Annotated in this window: 21 protein-coding genes, 1 pseudogene and 2 other annotated features (1 of these 24 cut by a window edge); of the genes and pseudogenes, 9 read left to right on the top strand and 13 right to left on the bottom strand. The window is 34.5% G+C overall.

From position 1 onward, the window contains the following. Positions 1 to 68: a binding site (T-box leader), on the bottom strand (it extends 172 nt beyond the left edge of the window). Between the two features lie 97 nt (positions 69 to 165). The 7 genes from BGI23_RS10580 to BGI23_RS10550 all read right to left on the bottom strand — a co-directional run bounded on the left by BGI23_RS10580 (position 166) and on the right by BGI23_RS10550 (position 10,628). Then, positions 166 to 4,368, bottom strand: coding sequence for a bacteriocin-processing peptidase family protein (locus BGI23_RS10580; RefSeq protein WP_070805897.1), 4,203 nt, complete (start codon positions 4,366 to 4,368; stop codon positions 166 to 168). Between the two features lie 358 nt (positions 4,369 to 4,726). Further along, on the bottom strand, positions 4,727 to 5,605 hold the full coding sequence (locus tag BGI23_RS10575; protein ID WP_070805896.1) for a class I SAM-dependent methyltransferase: 879 nt from the start codon (positions 5,603 to 5,605) through the stop codon (positions 4,727 to 4,729). Between the two features lie 175 nt (positions 5,606 to 5,780). Next, positions 5,781 to 7,469: an arginine--tRNA ligase gene (gene argS, locus BGI23_RS10570; protein WP_070805895.1), complete on the bottom strand. Its 1,689-nt coding sequence runs from the start codon at positions 7,467 to 7,469 to the stop codon at positions 5,781 to 5,783. Between the two features lie 45 nt (positions 7,470 to 7,514). After that, positions 7,515 to 7,729: a binding site (T-box leader), on the bottom strand. 40 nt (positions 7,730 to 7,769) lie between these two features. After that, positions 7,770 to 8,546, bottom strand: a complete 777-nt coding sequence (locus tag BGI23_RS10565; protein ID WP_044792572.1) for a class I SAM-dependent methyltransferase — start codon at positions 8,544 to 8,546, stop codon at positions 7,770 to 7,772. A 49-nt stretch (positions 8,547 to 8,595) separates the two neighbouring features. Beyond that, on the bottom strand, positions 8,596 to 9,030 hold the full coding sequence (locus tag BGI23_RS10560) for a BrxA/BrxB family bacilliredoxin (protein WP_000063713.1): 435 nt from the start codon (positions 9,028 to 9,030) through the stop codon (positions 8,596 to 8,598). An 83-nt stretch (positions 9,031 to 9,113) separates the two neighbouring features. Further along, positions 9,114 to 9,497: a thiol-disulfide oxidoreductase DCC family protein gene (locus BGI23_RS10555; protein WP_000634875.1), complete on the bottom strand. Its 384-nt coding sequence runs from the start codon at positions 9,495 to 9,497 to the stop codon at positions 9,114 to 9,116. 3 nt (positions 9,498 to 9,500) lie between these two features. Continuing rightward, positions 9,501 to 10,628, bottom strand: a complete 1,128-nt coding sequence (locus BGI23_RS10550; protein ID WP_070805894.1) for a conserved virulence factor C family protein — start codon at positions 10,626 to 10,628, stop codon at positions 9,501 to 9,503. Positions 10,629 to 10,886: 258 nt separating this feature from the next. Between BGI23_RS10550 and BGI23_RS10545 the strand changes: the two genes are divergently transcribed. Further along, positions 10,887 to 12,020, top strand: a complete 1,134-nt coding sequence (locus BGI23_RS10545) for an FAD-dependent monooxygenase (protein ID WP_001066846.1) — start codon at positions 10,887 to 10,889, stop codon at positions 12,018 to 12,020. 122 nt (positions 12,021 to 12,142) lie between these two features. Next, positions 12,143 to 12,733: a TetR/AcrR family transcriptional regulator gene (locus BGI23_RS10540; RefSeq protein WP_070805893.1), complete on the top strand. Its 591-nt coding sequence runs from the start codon at positions 12,143 to 12,145 to the stop codon at positions 12,731 to 12,733. Positions 12,734 to 12,761: 28 nt separating this feature from the next. On the opposite strand, the gene BGI23_RS10535 is transcribed toward BGI23_RS10540, so the two are convergent. The 5 genes from BGI23_RS10535 to BGI23_RS10515 form a co-directional block, all read right to left on the bottom strand. Continuing rightward, entirely contained in the window at positions 12,762 to 13,097 is a 336-nt protein-coding gene (locus tag BGI23_RS10535) for a single-stranded DNA-binding protein (protein ID WP_000982010.1), read from the bottom strand. A gap of 158 nt (positions 13,098 to 13,255) precedes the next feature. After that, positions 13,256 to 13,510, bottom strand: coding sequence for a DUF4318 domain-containing protein (locus tag BGI23_RS10530; protein WP_000975123.1), 255 nt, complete (start codon positions 13,508 to 13,510; stop codon positions 13,256 to 13,258). Positions 13,511 to 13,615: 105 nt separating this feature from the next. Next, positions 13,616 to 14,347 carry a Bax inhibitor-1/YccA family protein gene (locus BGI23_RS10525; protein WP_001260643.1) on the bottom strand — a complete coding sequence of 244 codons (732 nt, stop codon included), beginning with the start codon at positions 14,345 to 14,347 and terminating at the stop codon, positions 13,616 to 13,618. Between the two features lie 75 nt (positions 14,348 to 14,422). After that, positions 14,423 to 16,318 carry an ABC-F family ATP-binding cassette domain-containing protein gene (locus BGI23_RS10520; RefSeq protein ID WP_070805892.1) on the bottom strand — a complete coding sequence of 632 codons (1,896 nt, stop codon included), beginning with the start codon at positions 16,316 to 16,318 and terminating at the stop codon, positions 14,423 to 14,425. Continuing rightward, positions 16,315 to 16,962, bottom strand: a complete 648-nt coding sequence (locus BGI23_RS10515) for an HD domain-containing protein (RefSeq protein ID WP_070805891.1) — start codon at positions 16,960 to 16,962, stop codon at positions 16,315 to 16,317. The genes BGI23_RS10520 and BGI23_RS10515 overlap by 4 nt, the downstream gene beginning before the upstream one ends. 109 nt (positions 16,963 to 17,071) lie before the next feature. Here BGI23_RS10515 and BGI23_RS10510 point away from each other — a divergent pair, with 109 nt between their 5' ends. The 6 genes and pseudogenes from BGI23_RS10510 to BGI23_RS10485 all read left to right on the top strand — a co-directional run bounded on the left by BGI23_RS10510 (position 17,072) and on the right by BGI23_RS10485 (position 20,712). Continuing rightward, positions 17,072 to 17,818 carry a hypothetical protein gene (locus BGI23_RS10510; protein WP_044792576.1) on the top strand — a complete coding sequence of 249 codons (747 nt, stop codon included), beginning with the start codon at positions 17,072 to 17,074 and terminating at the stop codon, positions 17,816 to 17,818. 306 nt (positions 17,819 to 18,124) lie between these two features. Continuing rightward, positions 18,125 to 19,014: pseudogene (locus tag BGI23_RS10505) on the top strand (RNase A-like domain-containing protein); the annotation flags it as partial. Between the two features lie 16 nt (positions 19,015 to 19,030). Continuing rightward, complete coding sequence (locus BGI23_RS10500; protein ID WP_000923400.1) at positions 19,031 to 19,342, top strand: contact-dependent growth inhibition system immunity protein; 312 nt, start codon at positions 19,031 to 19,033, stop codon at positions 19,340 to 19,342. 205 nt (positions 19,343 to 19,547) lie between these two features. After that, complete coding sequence (locus BGI23_RS10495) at positions 19,548 to 19,889, top strand: hypothetical protein (RefSeq protein WP_000384716.1); 342 nt, start codon at positions 19,548 to 19,550, stop codon at positions 19,887 to 19,889. A gap of 132 nt (positions 19,890 to 20,021) precedes the next feature. Then, positions 20,022 to 20,309, top strand: coding sequence for a hypothetical protein (locus BGI23_RS10490; RefSeq protein ID WP_014481644.1), 288 nt, complete (start codon positions 20,022 to 20,024; stop codon positions 20,307 to 20,309). Positions 20,310 to 20,394: 85 nt separating this feature from the next. Further along, complete coding sequence (locus BGI23_RS10485; RefSeq protein ID WP_000734956.1) at positions 20,395 to 20,712, top strand: hypothetical protein; 318 nt, start codon at positions 20,395 to 20,397, stop codon at positions 20,710 to 20,712. A gap of 319 nt (positions 20,713 to 21,031) precedes the next feature. Here BGI23_RS10485 and BGI23_RS10480 read toward each other — a convergent pair whose 3' ends face one another. Further along, positions 21,032 to 21,223, bottom strand: a complete 192-nt coding sequence (locus tag BGI23_RS10480) for a DUF3954 domain-containing protein (RefSeq protein ID WP_000512861.1) — start codon at positions 21,221 to 21,223, stop codon at positions 21,032 to 21,034. A gap of 84 nt (positions 21,224 to 21,307) precedes the next feature. Between BGI23_RS10480 and BGI23_RS10475 the strand changes: the two genes are divergently transcribed. Continuing rightward, complete coding sequence (locus tag BGI23_RS10475) at positions 21,308 to 21,808, top strand: YxiF family protein (RefSeq protein WP_070805889.1); 501 nt, start codon at positions 21,308 to 21,310, stop codon at positions 21,806 to 21,808. Positions 21,809 to 21,896: the final 88 nt, after the last annotated feature.

Genomic DNA, 21,896 nt, shown 5'->3' with positions numbered 1-21,896 from the left:
CTTTCAGCAACATACCGGCTCTCTGGGGAACAGTACACTATTTTACTCTTTCTCGTCTTCAGATTTGTATACTTTGTTAAAAGCTATTTTATGCCATTAGTCGATAAATTGTCAACTAATTCAAAATATATTTTATTTATATCCTTTTTCGCTATTCTTATACAATTACTTTTCAAATTCTCGCAATACTGCTAAATTTTCATTATCCTCGATCAGTTCAGCGAAAAATCCTGACTCATCCTCACGAAGTACAATTTCAAGCTCTTCCTTAGCCTCTTCATTTCTGTTTAACTGTGCTAAATAACAAGCACGCTCGTATCTCGCTAACAAATCACTCTCATCAATTTTTAATGCTTCATTTGCTATTTCTTCTGCCTTTCGTGTTTGGCCGGCACCATGATAAGAAGATGCTAAAGAAAGAAGAATTGCTGTTTCATTCGGATGATGTATAGAAGCATTTTCTAATACGTGAATTGCCTCTTCAAACCGTTCTTGACTTTGATATATTTCTCCTAAAGCAAGAAACGCTCTACTTACAAACGGTGTTTGCTCCGTTAATTGTAAAGTAATCTTTTCTGCTTTTCTTTCTTCTCCCATTTTAAAGAATACTTGTGCTTGTAAAAGAAGCGTATCATAATCATCTGGTAACTCTCGAACCATTTGCTTCGTTAATTCTGCAGCATCCCGTAATCTATCTTCTTCCTCACACTCTATGAAAAGATTTACAAGTTGCTTCGCTACATCGTAATCCCATTTACTTTCTAATGATGTTTGCAATACATCTATCGCCTCTTTATACATCGCCACATTCTCATAAAATAGCGCAAATCGCTGCGCTGCCATACTATTTTTCGGATTTAACTGTAACGAAATTTCATATAAATCAATGATTGTAGTAATAATCGAAATTTCTTTCGCACGGTTTTTCATACGATAAAGAGCTCTCGTAAATATGGATTTCTTCGGCTGTTCATTTTGTTGACGTTCAATCCATCTTTCTGTAACTGCAGATGCAGCATACATAAACGCCATACTTCTTTCTGCCTTTTTTACTTTTAATATGTGAAGAAAATCTCGTATGTTAGACCATTTCTTATGTTGTTCTATCGCTTTTACATATACATCAAATATACGTTCATTATTTACATCTTTTTGTATAACCTTCATTGCAATTTCAATTGCTTTTGCATTTTTATTTTTCAATAATACTTTTGCATAATGATATAAAACTTCTGTATGCTCACTATCTAATTGTAGTGCCTCTTCAATCTGTGCTTGTTCTTTATCTATTTCATCCATTGCTCCATACACATATGCAATCGCATCTAATCGCCATATTTCAGGCACTTCGTCCGCTAATTGTTCTAGTTCAGTCAGCAATTCTTCCTGAAGATTCATTTCTACTGAAAGCTGCGCCAAATATTCCATATTAATATGCAGCGGCTCTTCTTTCATCGCCTGAACCATATGACTTTGTTCTTTAGAACGATTTTCTTCTTTTTCATATATTTCCGCAAGCTGTAAATGTACACCGACGAAATTCCCATCAAGCTCTAAACATGTTTCATATGCCTGTTTTGCTTCCGGCAATTGCCCTAATGCCATAAGTGTTTCACCAATTCGGTAATACGGTAATGCCGTTTCCTTTTGTTCTATCGCCTTATTATATCTTTTCATCGCTTGGCCATACTGTCCGATAGATTCATATAAAATACCTGTATAACAACCGTATTCACTTACTTCATTTCTTTCTTTGTGTAACGTTCTTAAGAATGCTATACCTCGCTGCACAAATACCGTTCCTTTCATTCGATTCACATATTCATCTAACGCGCTTGCTACATTATATTCGCTCTGCTTTATACCACTCTCTAACTTAGACAATGCTACTTTAAACCCTTCTTCACTTCCACCAAGTTCAACTTCAGCATCCCATAAAACCATTCCTGCATTCATAAGAAAATCTTGGCTCTTTTCAATTTGTTTTTCAATACCGAGAATATATTCTTTTGCTTCCTTATATTGTTCTCTTGCCATATAAACTTGCGTAAGTCCGAAGTGAGAGTATACATCATCATGATTTTCTTCCAAAGCACGAGTATACAATGTTTCTGCTTCTTCCAGACTATCCTTTTGAAAATGGTAGTCACCGAGTTTTACGTATAGAGGTGCCTTATCATCACAATTCTCAATACCTTTTAATAAAACTTCTTTCGTACTTTCTTCATCCTTCAAATCAGATTCGTATATTTCTGCAAGTTTCGTATAAATGTATGGTGCATTACTATCCAAATGAATTGCTATTTTAAGCCCTTTTATCGCTAAATATAATTTCCCTAAATGATGCGCACATCTCGCTCGCTCATACCATACATGTGCTTCATTTTTATATTCTTTTAACAAATCATTAAAGATTTCATACGCTTCTTCATATCTTTCTAAATCTATTAATATTAACCCGTGATTCGTTAAAGTAAATCGCTCAGGGCTACGTTCCAAGGCGACTCGAGAAAACTGCAACGCCTTTTCAGATTGATCGATATACATATATGATAAAGCGAGAAAACTCCAAGCAATCGGCTGATCCGCGTCTAATTGTAACGAGGAACGAAAACTTGAAATTGCTTCTAAATAACTTTCCTGCTCAAAAGCATACCTTCCGTTTATGAAATGATATAAGGCACGACTATTTTTCTTCTCAACACTCGCAAGCATGTGCCCAGCTTTTTCTAACTCTTCCAGGCGAATAAAGCACTGTGCACCATGTAATTTAACAAAATCTGAGTTAGGAAATTTCTCCATTAACTTTTCTATACAATATAAAATAAATTCTTTATCTACTTCAACATCTAAATGCTTAACCGTATATAACCACGTATTCGGATTATCACTTGTCTCTTTTAAAAACTGTACTAACTTATGAATCCCCTCTTTATCTTGTTCATCCAAATGATCTGTTAAAGAAAAAATAGATTTAAAATAATGATGTTCTTCTTCATTTAAAAATGATAGTAGTTCCTTCTTTTCTTGCGGAACAAACGTAATTGCTAAACAACCTGTATAACGATATTTTTCTTGTAACTTACTATATTCCACAATAACTGGCTCTATAAAGTTCGGATCTTGAACATAAAAGGCTTGTAACGTATCATCATATCCAGCTAGTACTTGTACATGTGAAGCATGCTCAATATCTATACTTAATAATACGGGAATTCCCTGATCTAGCAGTCTCTTATAATTTTCTACATTCCCTTTAAAATAACGATATTCATAACCTAATTCGTCTAAATAAGAAACAGTATCTGAAAACTTCGAACCTGTCATATCAAAAATAAACTCTGCTATTTCATCTTGTGTACGTTTTTCTCCCCATAACTGCAACATCATTTCTAAACTTGTCGGTACACAATAATTATCCTTTTGTACAATGGGAACGATCGGCAGGTGAACCTTTTTTCCATCTTGATTTTTTTCTAAATTATGATATAACGACCCTTTTAAACTTTTTTCTTCTTTTAATAACTGTTGTAAATCTACAAGTTTATTCATTTTGTACAGTGCTTCTGCTCGTAAATGTACGAAATAAGCTTTATACGCATGATAAGGAAGCTGTTTATTTATGTTATCTATTACTGATAACATATCTTCATACTTCCCTAAATCTAATACATATTTTATCTTTTCAAAATGAAAATATGGTACTTGTGGGAACTTTACAATTGCATCATCAATTAGCTGCAATGCACGTTTTTGTTCTCCCTTATTCGCATATAACTGTGATAATAAATAGGTAGATAACTCTTCACAATCTTTATGCTGCATACCAGCTATAAATTGTTCTTCTGCTTTCTCCCATTCACCTGTATGCATATAGGCGTATCCCCATTTATCAAACACGGCACGTTCACTGTACTCCTCTGCTTTTTGCATATAGATTAGCGCTTCTTCATTTCGTTTCATTTCTAAAAGACATCTTACTAACGTAAAATATGTTTTCGCTAAAAAATCGGCATCTATTTCTTCTTTATTGCTCTCTTCTAAAGCGTCTTTTAGCAACTGTTCTGCTTCAAGAATTTTCCGCTCATCAATTAACTCATCACAATATAAAGAGAGCGTTCTCATATTTGGGAATTTTTTATAAGCGTAGCGAATGAGGAATGAACTGTATTGGTGCATAAGCCCTTCATCAGTAAGGCGAATTAATATATCAAACTCCTTATGTGAAGGAATATTAGCAAGCCAATTCTTCACATAAGATAAAGTATTCTTTTCTTTTATATATGAAATTTCATTATTTATTTCCTGTAATCCCTCTATAAATCTCTTGTCTTTCAAACAAGCATCTAACTGCTTAAAATCTAGCATGTATTCACCTCGAATATTTATTTATACTGCTACTTGCTTAGATTTTACACATCATATTGTATGTATTCAACTAAAATCTCCTATAATGGATAGTATTATTTAATATTATTCAAATTTATAACAAAATATAGTAAAAATGATTGTTTTTCTCTGTATTTTGTTTGATTAAATGGAATAACGTAACATGCGGATCTTATTTTTATATAGCTGTAATCAGTACATGAAATTATATCGGCGATAATTCAAATATATCAGCGATTCTTTCATTTTATCGGCGATTTTCAAAATATATCAGCGATTATATGTCGAATATCGACTTATCGACATTCAGCGACATGTTTCATCGTATTACTACCTATTAACATACTATTTCACCAAATGTAATTTTCATATTCGGAGCGTACACTAATGAAGAATGTATATGAAATGCTTTAAAAAATCGTAGTTCAGCTTCATATTGAGCTAGCGCATCATCATATGTTAATCCTCTGTCTATTAAACGTCCTATAAATTGCTGTTTATCACCTGGATTCCCCGCAATCCCCTCTTCTTTTAATGAATGATACAACTTCGCTTTACCATGATGGTGCATATTAGAATCTAAAAAGTTCACTTTATCACTTACTCTACATTCAATATTTTCCACGCCTAATTCACTTAAATATATCGGTATTTTCATACCAATATTTCCATCTTTTCCGCTTCTCTGTGTGTCACTTTCAAATAACTTCTGCAAAGTGCCTAACCTAATAAATTCCGATTGATTCTCCCCATCTAAAAAGTATGAAGACATATTTGATATCCAATGTGGTTCAAAACAGATTATTTTTCCGCCCTTTTTAACTGAATGTATCATTTTTTGTAGCATTGTTTCTGGAGTAGTCATATGTAATAAGAAAGTATGACAGATTGCTATATCGTATTTATCGTTCAATTCAATTTCTGTAGCATCTCCTTCAAGAAATTCTGAATCATATGGAAGTAAACGAAACAACTCTCTCGCTTCCGCTATTAATGTTCCCCCGCTATCAATGCCTGTATACTTTGATCCTTTCGGAAGTAATGGCATTAATATTAAGCCTAAATAACCATATCCACAACCGTAATCAACGATATGTACTGGCTTAGTGATTCTCCAAACTGTATTTACTAAAAAGCTTACATAATCGTCATTGTAATATAGATCTCTCGTATTCTTTAAATACGCTAGTTTACTGTTCCAATCGTACGTTTCCAAGTTTAACGCCTCCTTTTATATACACCTATTACAATTCTCCATTTAATAAACACATTCCTATGCTTTAAACAATCCTTCAAATATAGTTTTGATAATGTGAAAATACTGCTTACACCGTTCCTATACAAAATAAAAAAGGCATACATATCTGTAATGATATATACACCTTTTTATGTTACATCTCCTCAGGAGCCTCCACCCCAAGTAAACGTAACCCTTCTTTTAATACAACCGTCACAGCATACACTAATGCCAGTCTACTGTCTTTTTCGGCGTTTCCATCTAATATACGCACATTTCCATAATATTTATTAAACGATTGTGCCACATCTAATACGTATTTCGAAATAACCGATGGCTCATTTTTGTTACATGCTGCTTCAATTACTTTTGGGAATTTGTTTAGTAATTTTACGATATTCCAACTATGATCATCTTTTAAGGTAAACGTACACGTTTCAAATTCTACACTTTCTTTTCTTAAAATAGAGCAAGCACGTGCATGTGTGTACTGTACGTAAGGTCCTGTTTCCCCTTCAAATTTCAGCATATTTTCTAATGAGAATTCAATATTATGCATACGCTCATTTTTTAAATCGTGGAAGATAACTGCACCTACACCGACTTGCTTTGCTACTTCTTCTTTCTGTTTTAAATTTGGATTTTTCTCTTCAATATTTTGTTTTGCAAGGTCTATTGCTTCCTCAAGTACTTCTTCGAGTAAAATAATTCTTCCTTTACGTGTGGACATTTTCTTACCATCTTTTAAAATGAACCCAAACGGTACATGTTCCATGCCATCAACCCAAGTGTAGCCGAGCTTTTTTAATACAGTGAAGAATTGATTGAAGTGTAAACTTTGTTCTGGGCCAACTACGTATAACGCTTTATCAAAATTAAATGTGTTTTGACGATATAGTGCTGCCGTTAAGTCACGTGTTGCATAAATTGTTGCACCATCTGATTTTCTAATTAAGCAAGGCGGCATGCCCTCTTCTTCTAAATTAACGACTAATGCACCTTCTGACTCTTCAAGTAAATCATGTTCCTCTAAAATCCCAATAAAGTCTTCCATTAAATTATTATAAAAAGCTTCTCCTTGAAAATTAGTAAATTCCACACCGAGAAGTTCATAAATACGAGAAAATTCTTTTAAAGACTCGTGACGGAACCAATTCCAAAGCTCAACCGCTTCTTCATCACCTTCTTCTAATTTCTTAAACCAAGCACGTCCTTCTTCTTCTAATTCTTCGTCGACTTTTACCTCTTCATGGAATTGAACATATAACTTAAATAGTTCACGTATTGGATCCTCTTTCACTACTGCTTCATTTCCCCATTTTTTATAAGCCGTAATTAACTTTCCAAACTGTGTTCCCCAATCCCCAATATAATTAATCCCTACAACTTCATACCCACATTTTTCAGCGATATGTTTCAATGAATTTCCAATCATTGTAGAACGTAAATGCCCCATTGAAAAAGGCTTCGCGATATTAGGAGAGGAATAATCGATAACAACCGTTTTTTCACATCCAAAATGATTTTGACCGTACTCTTCTTTCTCCGCTAAAATCGTTTTTAATACTTCATCACTTACTGTTTCACGATTAAAAAAGACATTTACGTAAGGACCAACAGCCTCTACTTTCGTAAAAAACGGATCACTTAATTTCTCTGCAACTTCCTTTGCGATAATAGCTGGTGATTTTTCATATTGCTTCGCAAGTGAAAAACATGGAAATGCAGCATCTCCGAATTCATCTTGTTTCGGTGTTTCAATTAAATCTAAAATTTGCTTTTGCGTTAATTCATTCGTAAAAATATTAGATAAACTTTCCGCAAACTGTGTTTTATAATCCATACTACAACCTCCTTATTTTTTAAAACACAAAAAACTCGTCTCTAAAAAAGAGACGAGTTTGAACCCGTGGTACCACCCTTGTTGTTCATTACGAACCACTTTCCCGTTTATAACGAGGACAGGGGGCCACGGCTTTCTCTACTATTCGTTCAAGAAGCATCTCCGAAGTGCGCTTCATCTTTTTCTTCCGCACTAGGCTCACACCATCCCTAGCTCGCTTTCCTTCTAAAAAAGACTACTCTCTTCATCACAGACAGTATATTTAATTAATTATTGCTTATTATACATCTTTTCAAACAATTAGCAAGGGTCAATTACACCAAAGTGAAACTTAGCACTTTTTCTTTTGTATACGTAAAAATTATGTTTTTCAAATCTAGAACTACGGAAATGGTCTTTCAGAACGACACGCTTTCTCGCCACACGCTTCGCTTCCGCAATTGTTTCATCAGTAATATCATGATACAAAGCGAAGTGTTTTAATCCTTTTATTCCATCTGATTCTATAACAGTTTCTTCAAACATCGGATCAAGGTACACAACATCATAACAATTGTCTTCACATTGTTTTAAAAACGCGTAATGCTCTGTTTGCTTCACATCGATTCGTTGCATTGATTCATCAATTTCAGAAACAGATGAAGACCATGTTTTCAAACCATTTTCCATAATATAAGCCATATACTCATTGCCTTCAAGTCCGGTTACCTTTCCGCTTTCCCCAACAATATAACTCGCTACAATACTATCTGATGCCATACCGAGCGTACAATCTAACACTGTCATTCCACTCTCTAATTGCGTGGCTTGTACAAACGGGTCGTGTTCTCCGCGCATTAATCTTTTCACACGAAACATCGCTGAGTTTGGATGAAAGAAAAATGACTCTTCCGTACCTTTCGGATAAATAGCTAATCGATTTTTTCCTACAACAAGTACATCTTGTTCATACTGCTCATGCAGTTTATGTACTGGTATGTCATTACGTTTAACGAAAGAAGTATTTAATTCTGCTGCTACCCGGTTTGCATAATCTGTCATTTCTTTGTTCGTTCTTCCTGCTGTTGTTACTATCATTGTTTCACCTCTATATAAAGAAAAGAGGGAGATTTACTCTCCCCCTTCTTTAGCAATTCTTTTCGAAAGCTTGTTCTAAGTTCGTAATAATTTCGTCCATAGTTGCACCTTCAATTTCATGACGGTGAATGAAGTGAACAACTTCTTTTCCTTTTAACAATGCCATAGATGGTGAAGATGGAGGAATTTCTCCGAAGTATTCACGCATTTTTGCAGTAGCATCTTTATCTTGACCTGCAAATACAGTTACAAGATGATCAGGTTGTTTTTCAGCACGAACAACCGCTTGACCTGCTGATGGACGTGCTAAACCAGCTGCACAACCACAAACAGAATTTACAACTACTAAAGTTGTACCTGTTACGTTTTCCATAAATTCTGTTACAGCTTCTTCTGTAGTTAACTCTTCAAACCCAGAGCGCACTAATTCTTGACGCATTGGGATTACCATTTGGCGCATGTATTCTTCATAAGCATTTGACATCTTGTAATCTCTCCTTCAACTTTCATTCCAAATTCATCATATCACGCTCTATTAATAGGTGCAAAAGAAAGATAACGATGATTTTATTTTTTTGTAGGGATTTCACAAATCCCTTCGCGGCAATGTCCAACTGGGACAAGTTTTCTATTGTTAGCGATATAATCGTATACTTTACTTCCAAAACCAAGTACGATAGATAGCTTTATAAAAGGAACTGCAAACCAATAAGATGGAACGGCCTTTGCTAATACATGTATGCTATGAATGCCGTCATACCACTTATTATTTTTTAAAATATACAGTCTTTGTTCCATCTTACTTTGTAATTCTTGAGAAAGTTCATACTTCTCAACTACATCTTCATCTCGAAATGAAACAAATTTCATCTTACCCTTTTTATCTAATTTTTTCGTACGTTCTGCAACCGCCGTACACATCGGACACCAACTATCATAGAAAACAATCATACATTATTCCCCTTTACGAGACTCCGTCATTTGTTTCCATACAGAACCTTTTGCTTCTTCTCCGCCTTCAATACGCTCTAATGCTAGACGTGCTTGCATCGCTACTTCAAACTCTGGATCATCTTGCGCTGCTTTTAATGCTGGAATCGCACTTTCGTCTCCTAGTTCAAATAAGAACATCGCTGCACGCCAGCGTACTAATTTACTTGGATCTTTCAGAGATTTAATCATAACGAACATCGCCGCCGGATCACCTACATCTGATAAACAATCTCCTGCAGTACGACGAACACTTACAGAGCGATCTAATAAGGCTTTATATAATAACGGTAATACTTCATCACCTTTTACCATACCTAAATATGCTGTTGCTAAACGGCGAATCGAAACTTTTTCATCATCTAACGCCATCTTCAACACTGGAATATCTTCTTCGGTAGGATCCATTTGTTCTAAAGCTGCAAAACGTTTTTTCCAGTCAGCATCTTTCATCATCTCTTCTGTTACTTTATATGGCTCACGCTTTTGAATCGTTACTTCAACAGCACCTGCCTGATTTAATAATTCTTTAACCGTTTCATCTACACGTTCTTCCGGATAAGCAGCAACAATCTCTTCTACTACTTCTTTCCCGATTTCTTCAAAATTACCGTAACGTGTACTTTGTTCCACCCATTTACGTTCTTTTACAACGTTTGGTGCAGACATTTGCACTTTCATAATTGATTCTTTAAAACGGTCAGGTAAACCAACACGTTCTTCCGTCGTGCCATCTGTTAACTTTACTTGCATTGGAATAGTAAAGAACATTTGAACAAATACTTTCACTTCTCCAAAATGAGCAAGTTGTTGTTCTTCACTTTCTTCTACTACTTCTTCACCAAAAACAGCACGAACTTGCTGTAATAAAACTTTCCAGTCATACTTTGCATTTCGCTCCACTGCTAAAAAGTCAGCTACATGATATACACCTTTAATGCCTTCAATTTTCAAAATTTCTTGTACTTGCATTGGCGCTTGTTCTTTATTTTCATTTGTATAATTATTACGTGCTCCTGATGGTAATACTTCATTCAAAATAACTTTCATTGTATTTGGACTTGGCGTCGGTTCAATTGCTTTAATCTTCACGTAAAAAACTCTCCTTTATTGCATGTTCTTAGCTGTATTGTAACATGTTATCACGCTATACTCCTACCCGGATGCTTAATTTTACTATTTACTTTTCTACATTGCTGGAAAGTTTCATTCATTCTATTTTCACCTAATCATTCCATAACTATAGTTAAAAGTGTAATTGACAATTACATAAAAAGGGATTAACCTTAACTCATAAATTGACCGAGGTCATTTTATGAACAAAGTCATTCAAAGGTGGAGTGATAACAAATGAACAATGTCATAATTATTGGTGGCGGTATTGCTGGACTTTGCGCAGCAATTTCCTTACAAAAAATAGGAATAGAAGTAAAAGTATATGATAAAAACAATGAGCCTACTGTTGCTGGTGCGGGTATTATCATTGCTCCAAATGCAATGCAAGCACTTGAGCCATACGGAATTTCTGAGAGAATAAAAAAATTCGGCAACGAAAGTAACGGTTTTAAACTTGTATCCGAAAAAGGAACTATTTTCAATAAATTGATTATCCCAGCTTGTTATCCTAAAATGTACTCTATTCATAGAAAAGATTTACATCAATTGCTACTTTCTGAACTACAAGAAGATACTGTCGAATGGGGAAAAGAATGTGTAAAAATAGAACGAAATGAGGAAGACGCCTTAAAAATAGTATTTCAAGATGGTAGTGAAGCATTTGGCAATATACTGATTGCTGCCGATGGTATTCATTCTGTCGTTCGAAAACAAGTAACACAAAGGGATAATTATCGTTATGCAGGATATACGTGTTGGCGTGGCATAACTCCTACTAATAATCTTTCTTTAACAAATGACTTTATTGAAACTTGGGGAACGAACGGTAGATTTGGTATCGTCCCTCTTCCCAACAACGAAGTATACTGGTATGCGCTCATAAACGCGAAAGCTAGAGATCCAAAATACAAAGCTTACACAACAGCAGATTTATATAATCATTTCAAATCTTACCACAATCCCATACCATCTATTTTGCATAATGCATCGGACGTTCATATGATTCATCGTGATATTGTAGACATTATGCCAATGAATCAGTTTTTTGAAAAACGCATCGTTTTTATTGGGGATGCTGCCCATGCACTTACTCCGAATTTAGGCCAAGGTGCTTGCCAAGCAATTGAAGATGCGATTATTTTGGCGGAATGCATCAAAAATAATGCCCATTATCGTCAAGCATTTTTAGAATATGAACAAAAACGACGAGATAGAATTGAAAAAATCTCAAACACTGCGTGGACAGTTGGAAAAATGGCGCAAATAGAAAGTAAACCTTTAACTATAGTAAGAAATGAAGTAATGAAACGTATTCCAAAATGGATTTCTGAAAGGCAAGCACATGAACTATACAACTTTCATTTATAATAAAAATAAGAAACAGCATTCTCTATCCTTCTTTCGATTACATTAAACTTAATCATGAAGTAAGATTTTATTTGAGATTATCTATTAAACATATATAATTGTTTGTGTTAGGAGTAGATTATATGCTGAGAGAAACGAGAAAAAAAGAATTAAAAGAACTTATATTCCTAAAAGCAGTACAACTCTTCCAAGAACGCGGGTACGAAAATGTAACGGTTCAAGATATTACTACTGCATGTGGGATAGCGAAGGGCACTTTCTTCAACTACTTTCCGAAAAAGGAAAACATATTATTATTTTTAGGTGATTCTCAAATTGAGCTATGGAATGAAAGTTTAAAAACTTACGAAAATGTGGAACATCCAAAAGAAAGAATCAAACTTGTTTTAGGCGATTTACTGGATCGATTTACTGGACATGGTGATTTAATGAAGCATGCCGTCTTTGAGATTATAAAGTCAAACTACTTAGTAGAAAATGAATTAAAAAGTATACAACAGCTACAAGAAGGTTTGTCTTCAATTATTACAGAAGCGAAAGAGGCAGGAAAATTAAGCAGTCAATGGGATATAAATATTATCACTTCTACTGTTATGAGCACTTATTTTTATACACTAATGTCGCATTCGCTACTACATGGAAATGAAATCAATGCGAAAAATATTCTCAATCAACAATTAGATGTTGTTTGGGAAGGTATTAATCAAAAGTGATAGAGGGCTATGTTACTAGACCCTCTTATTACGATGCCCCCTCCCGCCTTCTCTCCAAAAAGGTTATACTCTCAATCACAACTTCAGTTCTATATATTCTCTTGCCTTGTTCATCATCGTAATTACTCGTCTGAATACGCCCTGTAATCCCAACAAGTGAGCCCTTCTTACAATATTCAGTTACATTCTCAGCCGATTTTCGCCATACGACACAATTAATAAAGTCTACTTGTTGTTCACCTAAACTATTTCGAAATCCTCTATTCACCGCAACACATGCTCGTGCATATGCGACGCCTTGCTTTGTGTAGTATAATTCTGGCTCCTTTGTCAATCTACCGATTAATACAACTCGATTCATCATAAGTTATACCACCTCACATATTTTTCTTCATTGTAAATAAAAATGTATGAAGGGTAAAAAGCGTAAAATAATATATTTTAAAGTAAAAAAGATTATTTTTTATGCTATAAAAGAAAAAAAGAAACCTTACATATTTTAAACATGTAAGGTTTCAAAAATTATACTTCACTGCATGAAATGTAATATCCTCCACGAGCCATCTTTATTTCCGCACGATACAATACTTCTTCTAAGTAAAAAGTTATCGGTTTTACTTTACTCTCAAATTTCAGTTGTTCATTACATTCAGCTGCATAACTTTCAATAGCTGAAGTAATAACTTCTCCCGATGGATACGTTAAAGCATCATCTAGTTCTATGAAAAAACTTTTAGAAAATAATTTTTTCATAATCCCTTTCTTCTCTTTCATCATATTCCATCCCCTTCAATTTAAAGTTACCAACATCCATATTATACCACATCATCAATTTATCTTTGAAAATAAAAAAATCCTGCATTTTTCATGCAGGATTTTTTATTAGTCATTTTTCGTAAAGTAAGAAACGAAACGAAGAATTTCTAAGTATAACCAAACTAATGTAAGCATTAGTCCCATTGCAGTGTACCACTCCATATATTTCGGAGCTTGACTACGTACACCATTTTCGATTAAATCGAAATCTAGTAATAGGTTTAATGCAGCAACCACGATAACAACTGCACTAATAATAATACCGATTGTACCGCCTTGGTGAATGTACGGAACCGTTACACCAAACATGTTTAGTAGAAATACGACTAAGTACATAACCATAATTCCAAGTGTCGCTGCCATCACGCCTGTACGGAATTTATCCGTTACCTTTACTACGCGTGTTGCATATAACACTAACATTGCAAATAGAATTGAGATTGTTAGTAATACAGCATTTAAAACGATAGAATCGCCAAACTTCATTGTATAAACAGCTGAAATACTACCTAATACAACCCCTTCTACCGCCGCATAGATTGGTGCACCAAACGGTGAAATACGCGGGAAGAACATAGACGCAAATGCGATGATTGCCGCAACGATTAAAGCGCCAATTAATACTGGCATCTTCATCGTACCCTCTAGCATCTGTATGTATGAATAGACAGACGTTGCAAGTAGCAAGATAAGCATAATAAACGTTTTGCCTACTGTTCCGCCAATAGTCATCGCAGAAGCACTTGCTCCTTCTTTACGGAATGCCTCTTTTTTCAACATTGGATTAGATGTTCTCATTTTTTCCCTCCTAAAATAGGTTCTACCAATAGTGTAAAGTTTTTCTCTTTACTTTTCAATATATGCAGCTTGTTTTTATTTTAATCCTTCAACAATGTCCGATAGTTCACTCCATCTTTCCATCGTTTTTTCTAGCTCTTCTTCTGTTTTTTGTTGTGCTTCAGACAATTCTTGCGCTTTCGTAAAATCAGAACCAACATTCGCAAGCTCTTCTCCAATTGATTCTAGCTTTTCTTCAAGTTCCGCAATTGTATCTTCAATAGTTTCCCATTCGCGCTGCTCGTTATATGAAAGTTTACGCTTACGTTGTTGTTTCGGTGCTTCTTCTACTACTTTTTTCTCTTTCTGCACTTCCGCTTTCTCAATAAGTTCTCTCGTTTTTTCTATTTCTAAGTAATCCGTATAACTACCTAAAAATTCACGTACTTCTCCTTCTCCCGTAAAGATGAACAATTCATCTACTACTTTATCTAAGAAGTAACGATCATGCGATACAGTTAAAACGACACCCGGGAAATCTTCTAAATAATCTTCTAATACAGTTAATGTTTGTGTATCTAGATCATTCGTAGGCTCATCGAGTAATAGTACGTTCGGTTCTCCCATTAATATACGTAATAAGTATAAACGTCTTCTCTCGCCACCAGATAATTTGCCAAGCGGTGTACCATGTGAATGTGGTGGGAATAAGAAACGTTCTAACATTTGAGACGCACCAATTACTTTTCCGTCTGTCGTATGAATGACTTCCGCGATTTCTTTAATGTATTCAATCATACGTTGATTTAAATTCATCTCTTCATTTTCTTGCGTATAGTAAGCGATTTTTACTGTTTGCCCAACTTCAATTTCACCACTATCAGGAGATATTTTACCTGCAAGCATATTTAATAGCGAAGATTTCCCGCTTCCATTCGCTCCAATAATTCCGATACGATCGCCTGGTTTCACGATATGATTGAAGTTGTTTAATACTGTTTTATCGCCAAATTTTTTCGTTACATCTTTTAACTCAAGTACTTTTTTTCCAAGGCGACTACCGCTAAGCGCAATATCAACTGACTGTTTTGCAGCTGGACCTTCTTGACCTTTTAACTCTTCAAATCGTTGAATACGTGCCTTTTGCTTTGTCGAACGAGCTTTTGCACCACGGCGAATCCACGCTAGTTCACGGCGATATAAGTTTTGACGTTTTGATTCTTGTGCAAGTTCTTGTTCTTCACGAAGTGCTTTCGCTTCTAAAAACGTACTGTAATTCCCTTCATAACTATACAATTTTCCATTATCTAATTCGAAAATACGATTCGTCACACGATCTAAGAAATAACGATCATGGGTTACAAGTAATACCGCACCTGTGTACCTTGCTAAATATTCCTCTAACCACTCAACTGTCTCATGGTCAAGATGGTTCGTAGGCTCATCTAAAATTAATAGATCCGGTGTTTCAATAAAACACTGCGCCATCGCAATACGTTTTTTCTGCCCACCAGATAAATTTCCAACAGTTGCTGTGAAATCCGTAATTCCTAGTTTCGTTAATAACGATTTTGCATTCGCATTTGCTTCCCACGCACTCATTGCGTCCATACGTTGTTGCACTGCAAATAATTGTTCCTGTACCTTTTCATTACTTGGATCTTTTTCGATATGTAATAGCGCCTTTTCATAATCACGAAGAAGACGAATTAAAGGTGTATCACCATGGAAGACTTGTTCTAATACTGTTAATTGTTCATCAAACTCTGGTTGCTGTGATAAATAACTAATTGTATACCCACGTGAATGAGTCATATCACCTGTATCAGCAATTTCTGCACCTGCAATAATTTTTAATAACGTTGATTTACCAGTACCGTTTACACCGATAATCCCGGCACGTTGTCCTTCTGAAATACTAAATGATAATCCATCAAATAACGGTTTTTCTCCATATGATTTTGATAAGTTTTCCACAGTTAACATTTTCATATTTGTGCATTCCACTCTTTCATAAATTGTTCAATAAACTGTTCCATATAACGATGACGAACTTCCGCCTCTTGTTTTGCTGCATTCGTATTCATTAAGTCTTTTAGTTTTAAAAGTTTTTCATAAAAATGATTTAAAGATGGGTCATTATTTTTTCTATATTCCTCTTTCGTCATCAATTCACGAGGCGGAATAGTTGGATCATACATTAGTCTCCCTTTCGCCCCGCCATACGCAAATGTGCGAGCTATTCCAATTGCACCAAGAGCGTCTAAGCGATCTGCATCTTGAACAATCTTCCCTTCAATTGACTCCACTTTACCGCCATGACCACCTTTATAAGACATATTGGCGATAATATGAAGAACATGCTTACTTTCCTCTTCTTCAACATGTAACTCTTCTAACCAATCAGAAACTTTTTTCATTCCTGCTTCTTCACTTTCATTTAACTTCTCATCTGCCACATCGTGAAGTAATGCTGCCATTTCAATTATAAAACGATTTCCTCCTTCTTGCTCGGATAAAGAAATCGCCAGTTTATGTACGCGCTCAATATGATACCAATCATGCCCACTCGCATCTTTTTCTAAAATATGTTTTACAAAAGTAATTGTTTTTTCTATCTTTTCTAGTTTTGTCATTTTATCTTCACCCAGTTACTTATTGTAACACGCCCGCATTTTTTCATCACATATTTTCTTGTCCGCCCATACACTAGGTGGTAGGCATCATCATGAAGGAGGAATAAATATGTTCTATAATAATCAACCGCCTTATCCACAACAACCTTTTTACCCTCAGCAACAGGACCAAAGATACACAGAACAATATGAAGAACAAGAGCAACAATATGAACAAAATCCATACGCAACACCGCAAAATCAGGAACTTCAATATCCACAAAATCCATATACAGCGCCGAAAACTCAAGAACAACAATTTCTACAAAACTCATACGACACACGTCCAAATTATGAATATCCTCAAAATCCATATGCAGCACCGCAAAATCAGGAACTTCAATATCCACAAAATCCATATGTAACACCACAAACTCAAGAACAACAATTTCAACAAAACCCATATCCAACTCAGTCACAACAAACTCAAGTACAACAACAAATGTATCAACCAAGCTACGACGCACGTGTCTCACCACCTAAACCGCCAACATTAGATATTACACAACCACAAATTTTACCGCCTGGACCAACACTGGATATTACACAGCCTCAAATCTTACCACCTGGACCAATTACAGAACCAACGCAACAACAGATTCAACAAGTTGTCGGTACACAGTTTTTACCTTTAAAGAAACCTGTACTAGATTTCGTAAAACCTTGGGTAGATTATGGTTTAAATGAAGCGAAACATACATCACACAAACACGCTTTAACAGAAGTTGCTGCCATTATGTTTTTAGTTGGGAAAGGATTCAACCCGACGATTGCACATTATATTGTAGAATCTTGGGAGAAGAATGAGCAGTTTTAGAGTTGTTTATTTTATGTTCTGAAAAACTATAAAAGCGTCACAAGTGCCTGTTATACAAGCATTTGTGACGCTTTTTATTTATTATATTGTATTCTACTTCAAAAGGGTATTTCATATTTTTTCACATGTTTTTATATTATTCGTGAGCAAATAATAACCTTTTAATTAAACTGTATTAGCTTGAATTCTAATTTAAAACGATTCTTTTAACATAAATTTCTACGATAAATCTTGAATTATAATCATTTTGATAAATAGCTATTACCGTTCCCATTGTTGAACTTGCGTACGGAAAATATACCTTCCTATCACTTTAAAAAGGGAGTGGGCGACGCTATAGGTGATGAATTATTAGGACTTGCAGATGCAGTTATCCATCCAATTGACACATTTAATAACAAGATTGAAGCCGTTTCTCACCCAGTCGAGACGTTCAATGCGATAAAACAAGCAATTTCTGATTCTTGGAATCGTGATGTTACCAATGGTGACTCGTATAGTAGTGCAGAATGGTATGGAAGCGCGACTGGTCATACAATATTGGCTGTTGGACAACTATTCGTAGGAACAAAAGGCGTGGATAAAATTGCAATGTTGAACCCTGGCACAAAATCAGCTGAGATTTCACGAACTGCTAATCAAAGCTTGCAAGACGCTGCATTCGTAATTACAATGAGTTTGCTTTCGCTGGTGGAAATAATATACGCTCTGTATTTAATACACCTGATTTTAGAGCAGATGAGGAAAAGCTATCGACCTATCAGTTTGCTACAGGAGAAAATACCACTACTGTGAAATCCGGTGATATCAGTTCGCTTACTCCAGGAGGTGGACTAGCCGCACATGAAGCTAGGGGTGGACATTTACTTGAACGACATGTAGGAAAAACGGATGAAGAACTATTGCAAAGAATGCAAAGTGATCCTAGAATAACAGGTGCATCTACTTTTACTGATAGGGCATCAGCTGAAAAAATAGCGACTACCGTCTTGAATAACCCTCGTAATCAAGTACGCATTCAAAGTTGGTTAAATAGTCCAAGAGATAATAAATTAATTTTACGTTATCATGGTACTGAAATAATTGGACGAGGTGTAATAAGAGGTTCTACAACAGTTGAAGATATGTCAAATGCAAAAATTGTACTGAAGAAGGATATAAATGGAAGTTTTATTTTAACTGGATATCCATCTTGATAATAGGAGGAAGATTATGTTATTAGAAGACAATTTCGATAATCTCGAAGATGATGAGGTATTTCAATTTCTAGCGGGTACTTTTCACCAAGATACTTCCTATGAAGAAGCGCTCCAAGAATTACTAGAAGAGGTATCAAAAGAGTATTTGCAAGATGCTGTTATTTTTCTAACTGAATTTATTCAAAGCGATTATAGTAATACAGAAAAAAATGAATACATACGGTATTCTGCAGATGGAATATATTTTGATGGGTTAGAAGTAACACCATTAGAATGGCTTGAACAAACAGTTAAAACGATAAAACAAGCATTAAAAAATAATTAGTAAAAATTGACCGCCCGTAATAGGCGGTCTTTTGTTCATATTACTTCACATACACATAGGCTTTATTTACAATTACATAAATTGTTAACGAAAAGATGAAGATAGAATGGCCTACCTATTCGTTTGTTTTTAGATGGTAACGGTAAAATTATTTCTGCATTTCCAAGACAAGGTCGATAATTTAATTTTTAAGGGAGAAAATAATATGGATTACAAATTTGAGTTACTTAGTACAGGAAGTTTAGTTATTAGACTACCAAAGGAATTCGATATTTTAGAAGCTTTTTTAAATGTAGAGGTATCTGAATTCGGTGATTGGATAGCAGAAACTGTAGATAAAGTTTTAAATGAAAAAAGTGATTATGAAAAAATAAGTGCGAATATTTTTAGGGCAGATGTTCGAAGAGATAAAACTGTTATATTTAATAAGTATGATGAAGATGAAATCGAAATCCCTCTTGAAATAGAAACTATTACATTAAGAAATCTAATAGATATTTGGTTAAATGAATACACAAAATTGAAAACCGAAAAAAATAACAATTAGTAGTAGTCAACCTTTCTCCCTCTTTCCTTAATCCCATTCATTTGGTAATATAAGTATAATTATAGTGGGAAGTGAATTACAATCAAAAAATCACTGAAAATCACAATAATTGTCAGCGTAATTCTTGTCAGTATGGCTTCTTGCGCAGCTATAAAATTCATACATACAGCAAATCCTTTAATGTCAATGACTCCCCAAGAAAAGCAAGAAATTAAAAATAAAGCAAACAAAGCTACGATAGAATATTTTAAGAAAGAAAAAAATATTGATGTTACTATTACAGATACTGAATTTTCAAGTGAATTGGGCGGATTAAAACTTTTTGTTAACGGATATATTTCTAATGATAAAAATAAAACTTTTTCAGTTGTAGTATCTTCTACCAATGATTACGAAGTAAGAGAACTTTCCTCACCATAAAAAAGAGAGCTATGTGATTTCAGTTAACCACCTAAACAGGGATGTCCAGGCTTCAAAACCGAATGAAAAATAGAGGTGGTTAGAAATGAAAAAACTCCTTTTAATAACGTTATTGGTTACTTTAGGTTTAGGTTCGTACACTATATATCAAATTTATAAGGCTACCCACCCTTATAGTGAAAAAGAACAAAATGAAATGAAAGAAAAAGCATCACAATCCGCTATCGAGTATTTTAAAAAGGAGAAAAATTGGGATATTACAGTGACAAAAGTAGAATTTTCTACAGATATCTCTCGTAGTAGGCTTGAGGTATCTGGCTATATATCTGGTGACAAACAGAAGAAGGTTTCTGCAAGTATAGATTACAGTAATGATTATACAGTTGGTAGTATAAGTTATTAACATTACAAATTGACTTTTTTCTCTAATAGCATTTTCACCCTCTATAATATCAAATACATAGACAAAACCCAGATAAAGATTATAGTTAAACTTTGTCTGGGCCTTGTGTTTCATACTCTCCCAATTAATTCAATTGCTTTACAATCAAAATAAATGATTAAACCCTCTACCTCATATCAATTCGTATAGACCTTTTCACAGTCCTGTCATCCTCGCAAATTAAAACATACTTTTTTGAAAATAAAAAACTCATAAAATTAGCACTCCAAGACTCCTTTAAATCTCGATTTTTTCTCAAATCTTCTTTTCTAAAATAGTATTAAATTAATCTCGTCTTCCGCTTTTCCATCCGAATTACTTTTCCACTTTGATATACAAATGATTGTTCACCAAATCCACTTTTGGGTGGTTCTATTAGCTGAACCTGGCCATTTTCAACAACATATATTCCATTTATACCCAAATCGATTTTAGCTGTCATTTCAACAAGATTTTCTTTTCTAATTCCCACCAAGATTACTCCCATATGCTATAATTACTTTGTCGAAGTAAGTGGTTTTATTCACCCACCACGCAAGTAAAGGTGTGAAAAATTTTGAGTAATATGAATAAAAGCCGAATTGAAATTCTAAAAATGAAAGCAAAAAGAACTGGTAGTAGAAAAGAACTGATAGACGAACTTTCTAATATTGTTACAGTTTCTATGGACTCATTTATGGAGCCAGAATCTAATGATTTATTTTGTAAAGACTTATTTAATACGCTAACACAAACTTCAAACATAAAAAACTTTGGTAGCACTAATTATGAAGAAAACAGAAGACTATCAATAGTACTGTTAAAAGAAACAGCTAAAACCATTAAATTTCCAGTTGATCAAGGGAGACTCTTTTTCTTTAAGGGTGGTAAATTTGAAGCAGTTAAACTGAACATTGGTGAAGTATTTGAGAATTTAGAAGAGTTATCAACCATATCAAGATTTCTAACTGGATATGCAGATTTTGTATTAGTTGGGGATGATTTAGAATTCGGGATCGTTATTGAACGCACTGAATATCACTACGAATTCAGTATGTGGGGTGTATCCACAATATGAAATACGAAAATACAAAAGACCACTTCAAAATGAGAGTGGTCTTTTTATTACTTTATCTATCAGTTTTTTCAAATCCCACTTATCAATA

Source organism: Bacillus sp. ABP14, from assembly GCF_001831375.1.
Classification (GTDB): Bacteria; Bacillota; Bacilli; order Bacillales; family Bacillaceae_G; genus Bacillus_A; species Bacillus_A paranthracis.
The sequence above is the reverse complement of the archived record's forward strand: the minus strand, read 5'-3'. Positions and strand labels throughout refer to the sequence as shown.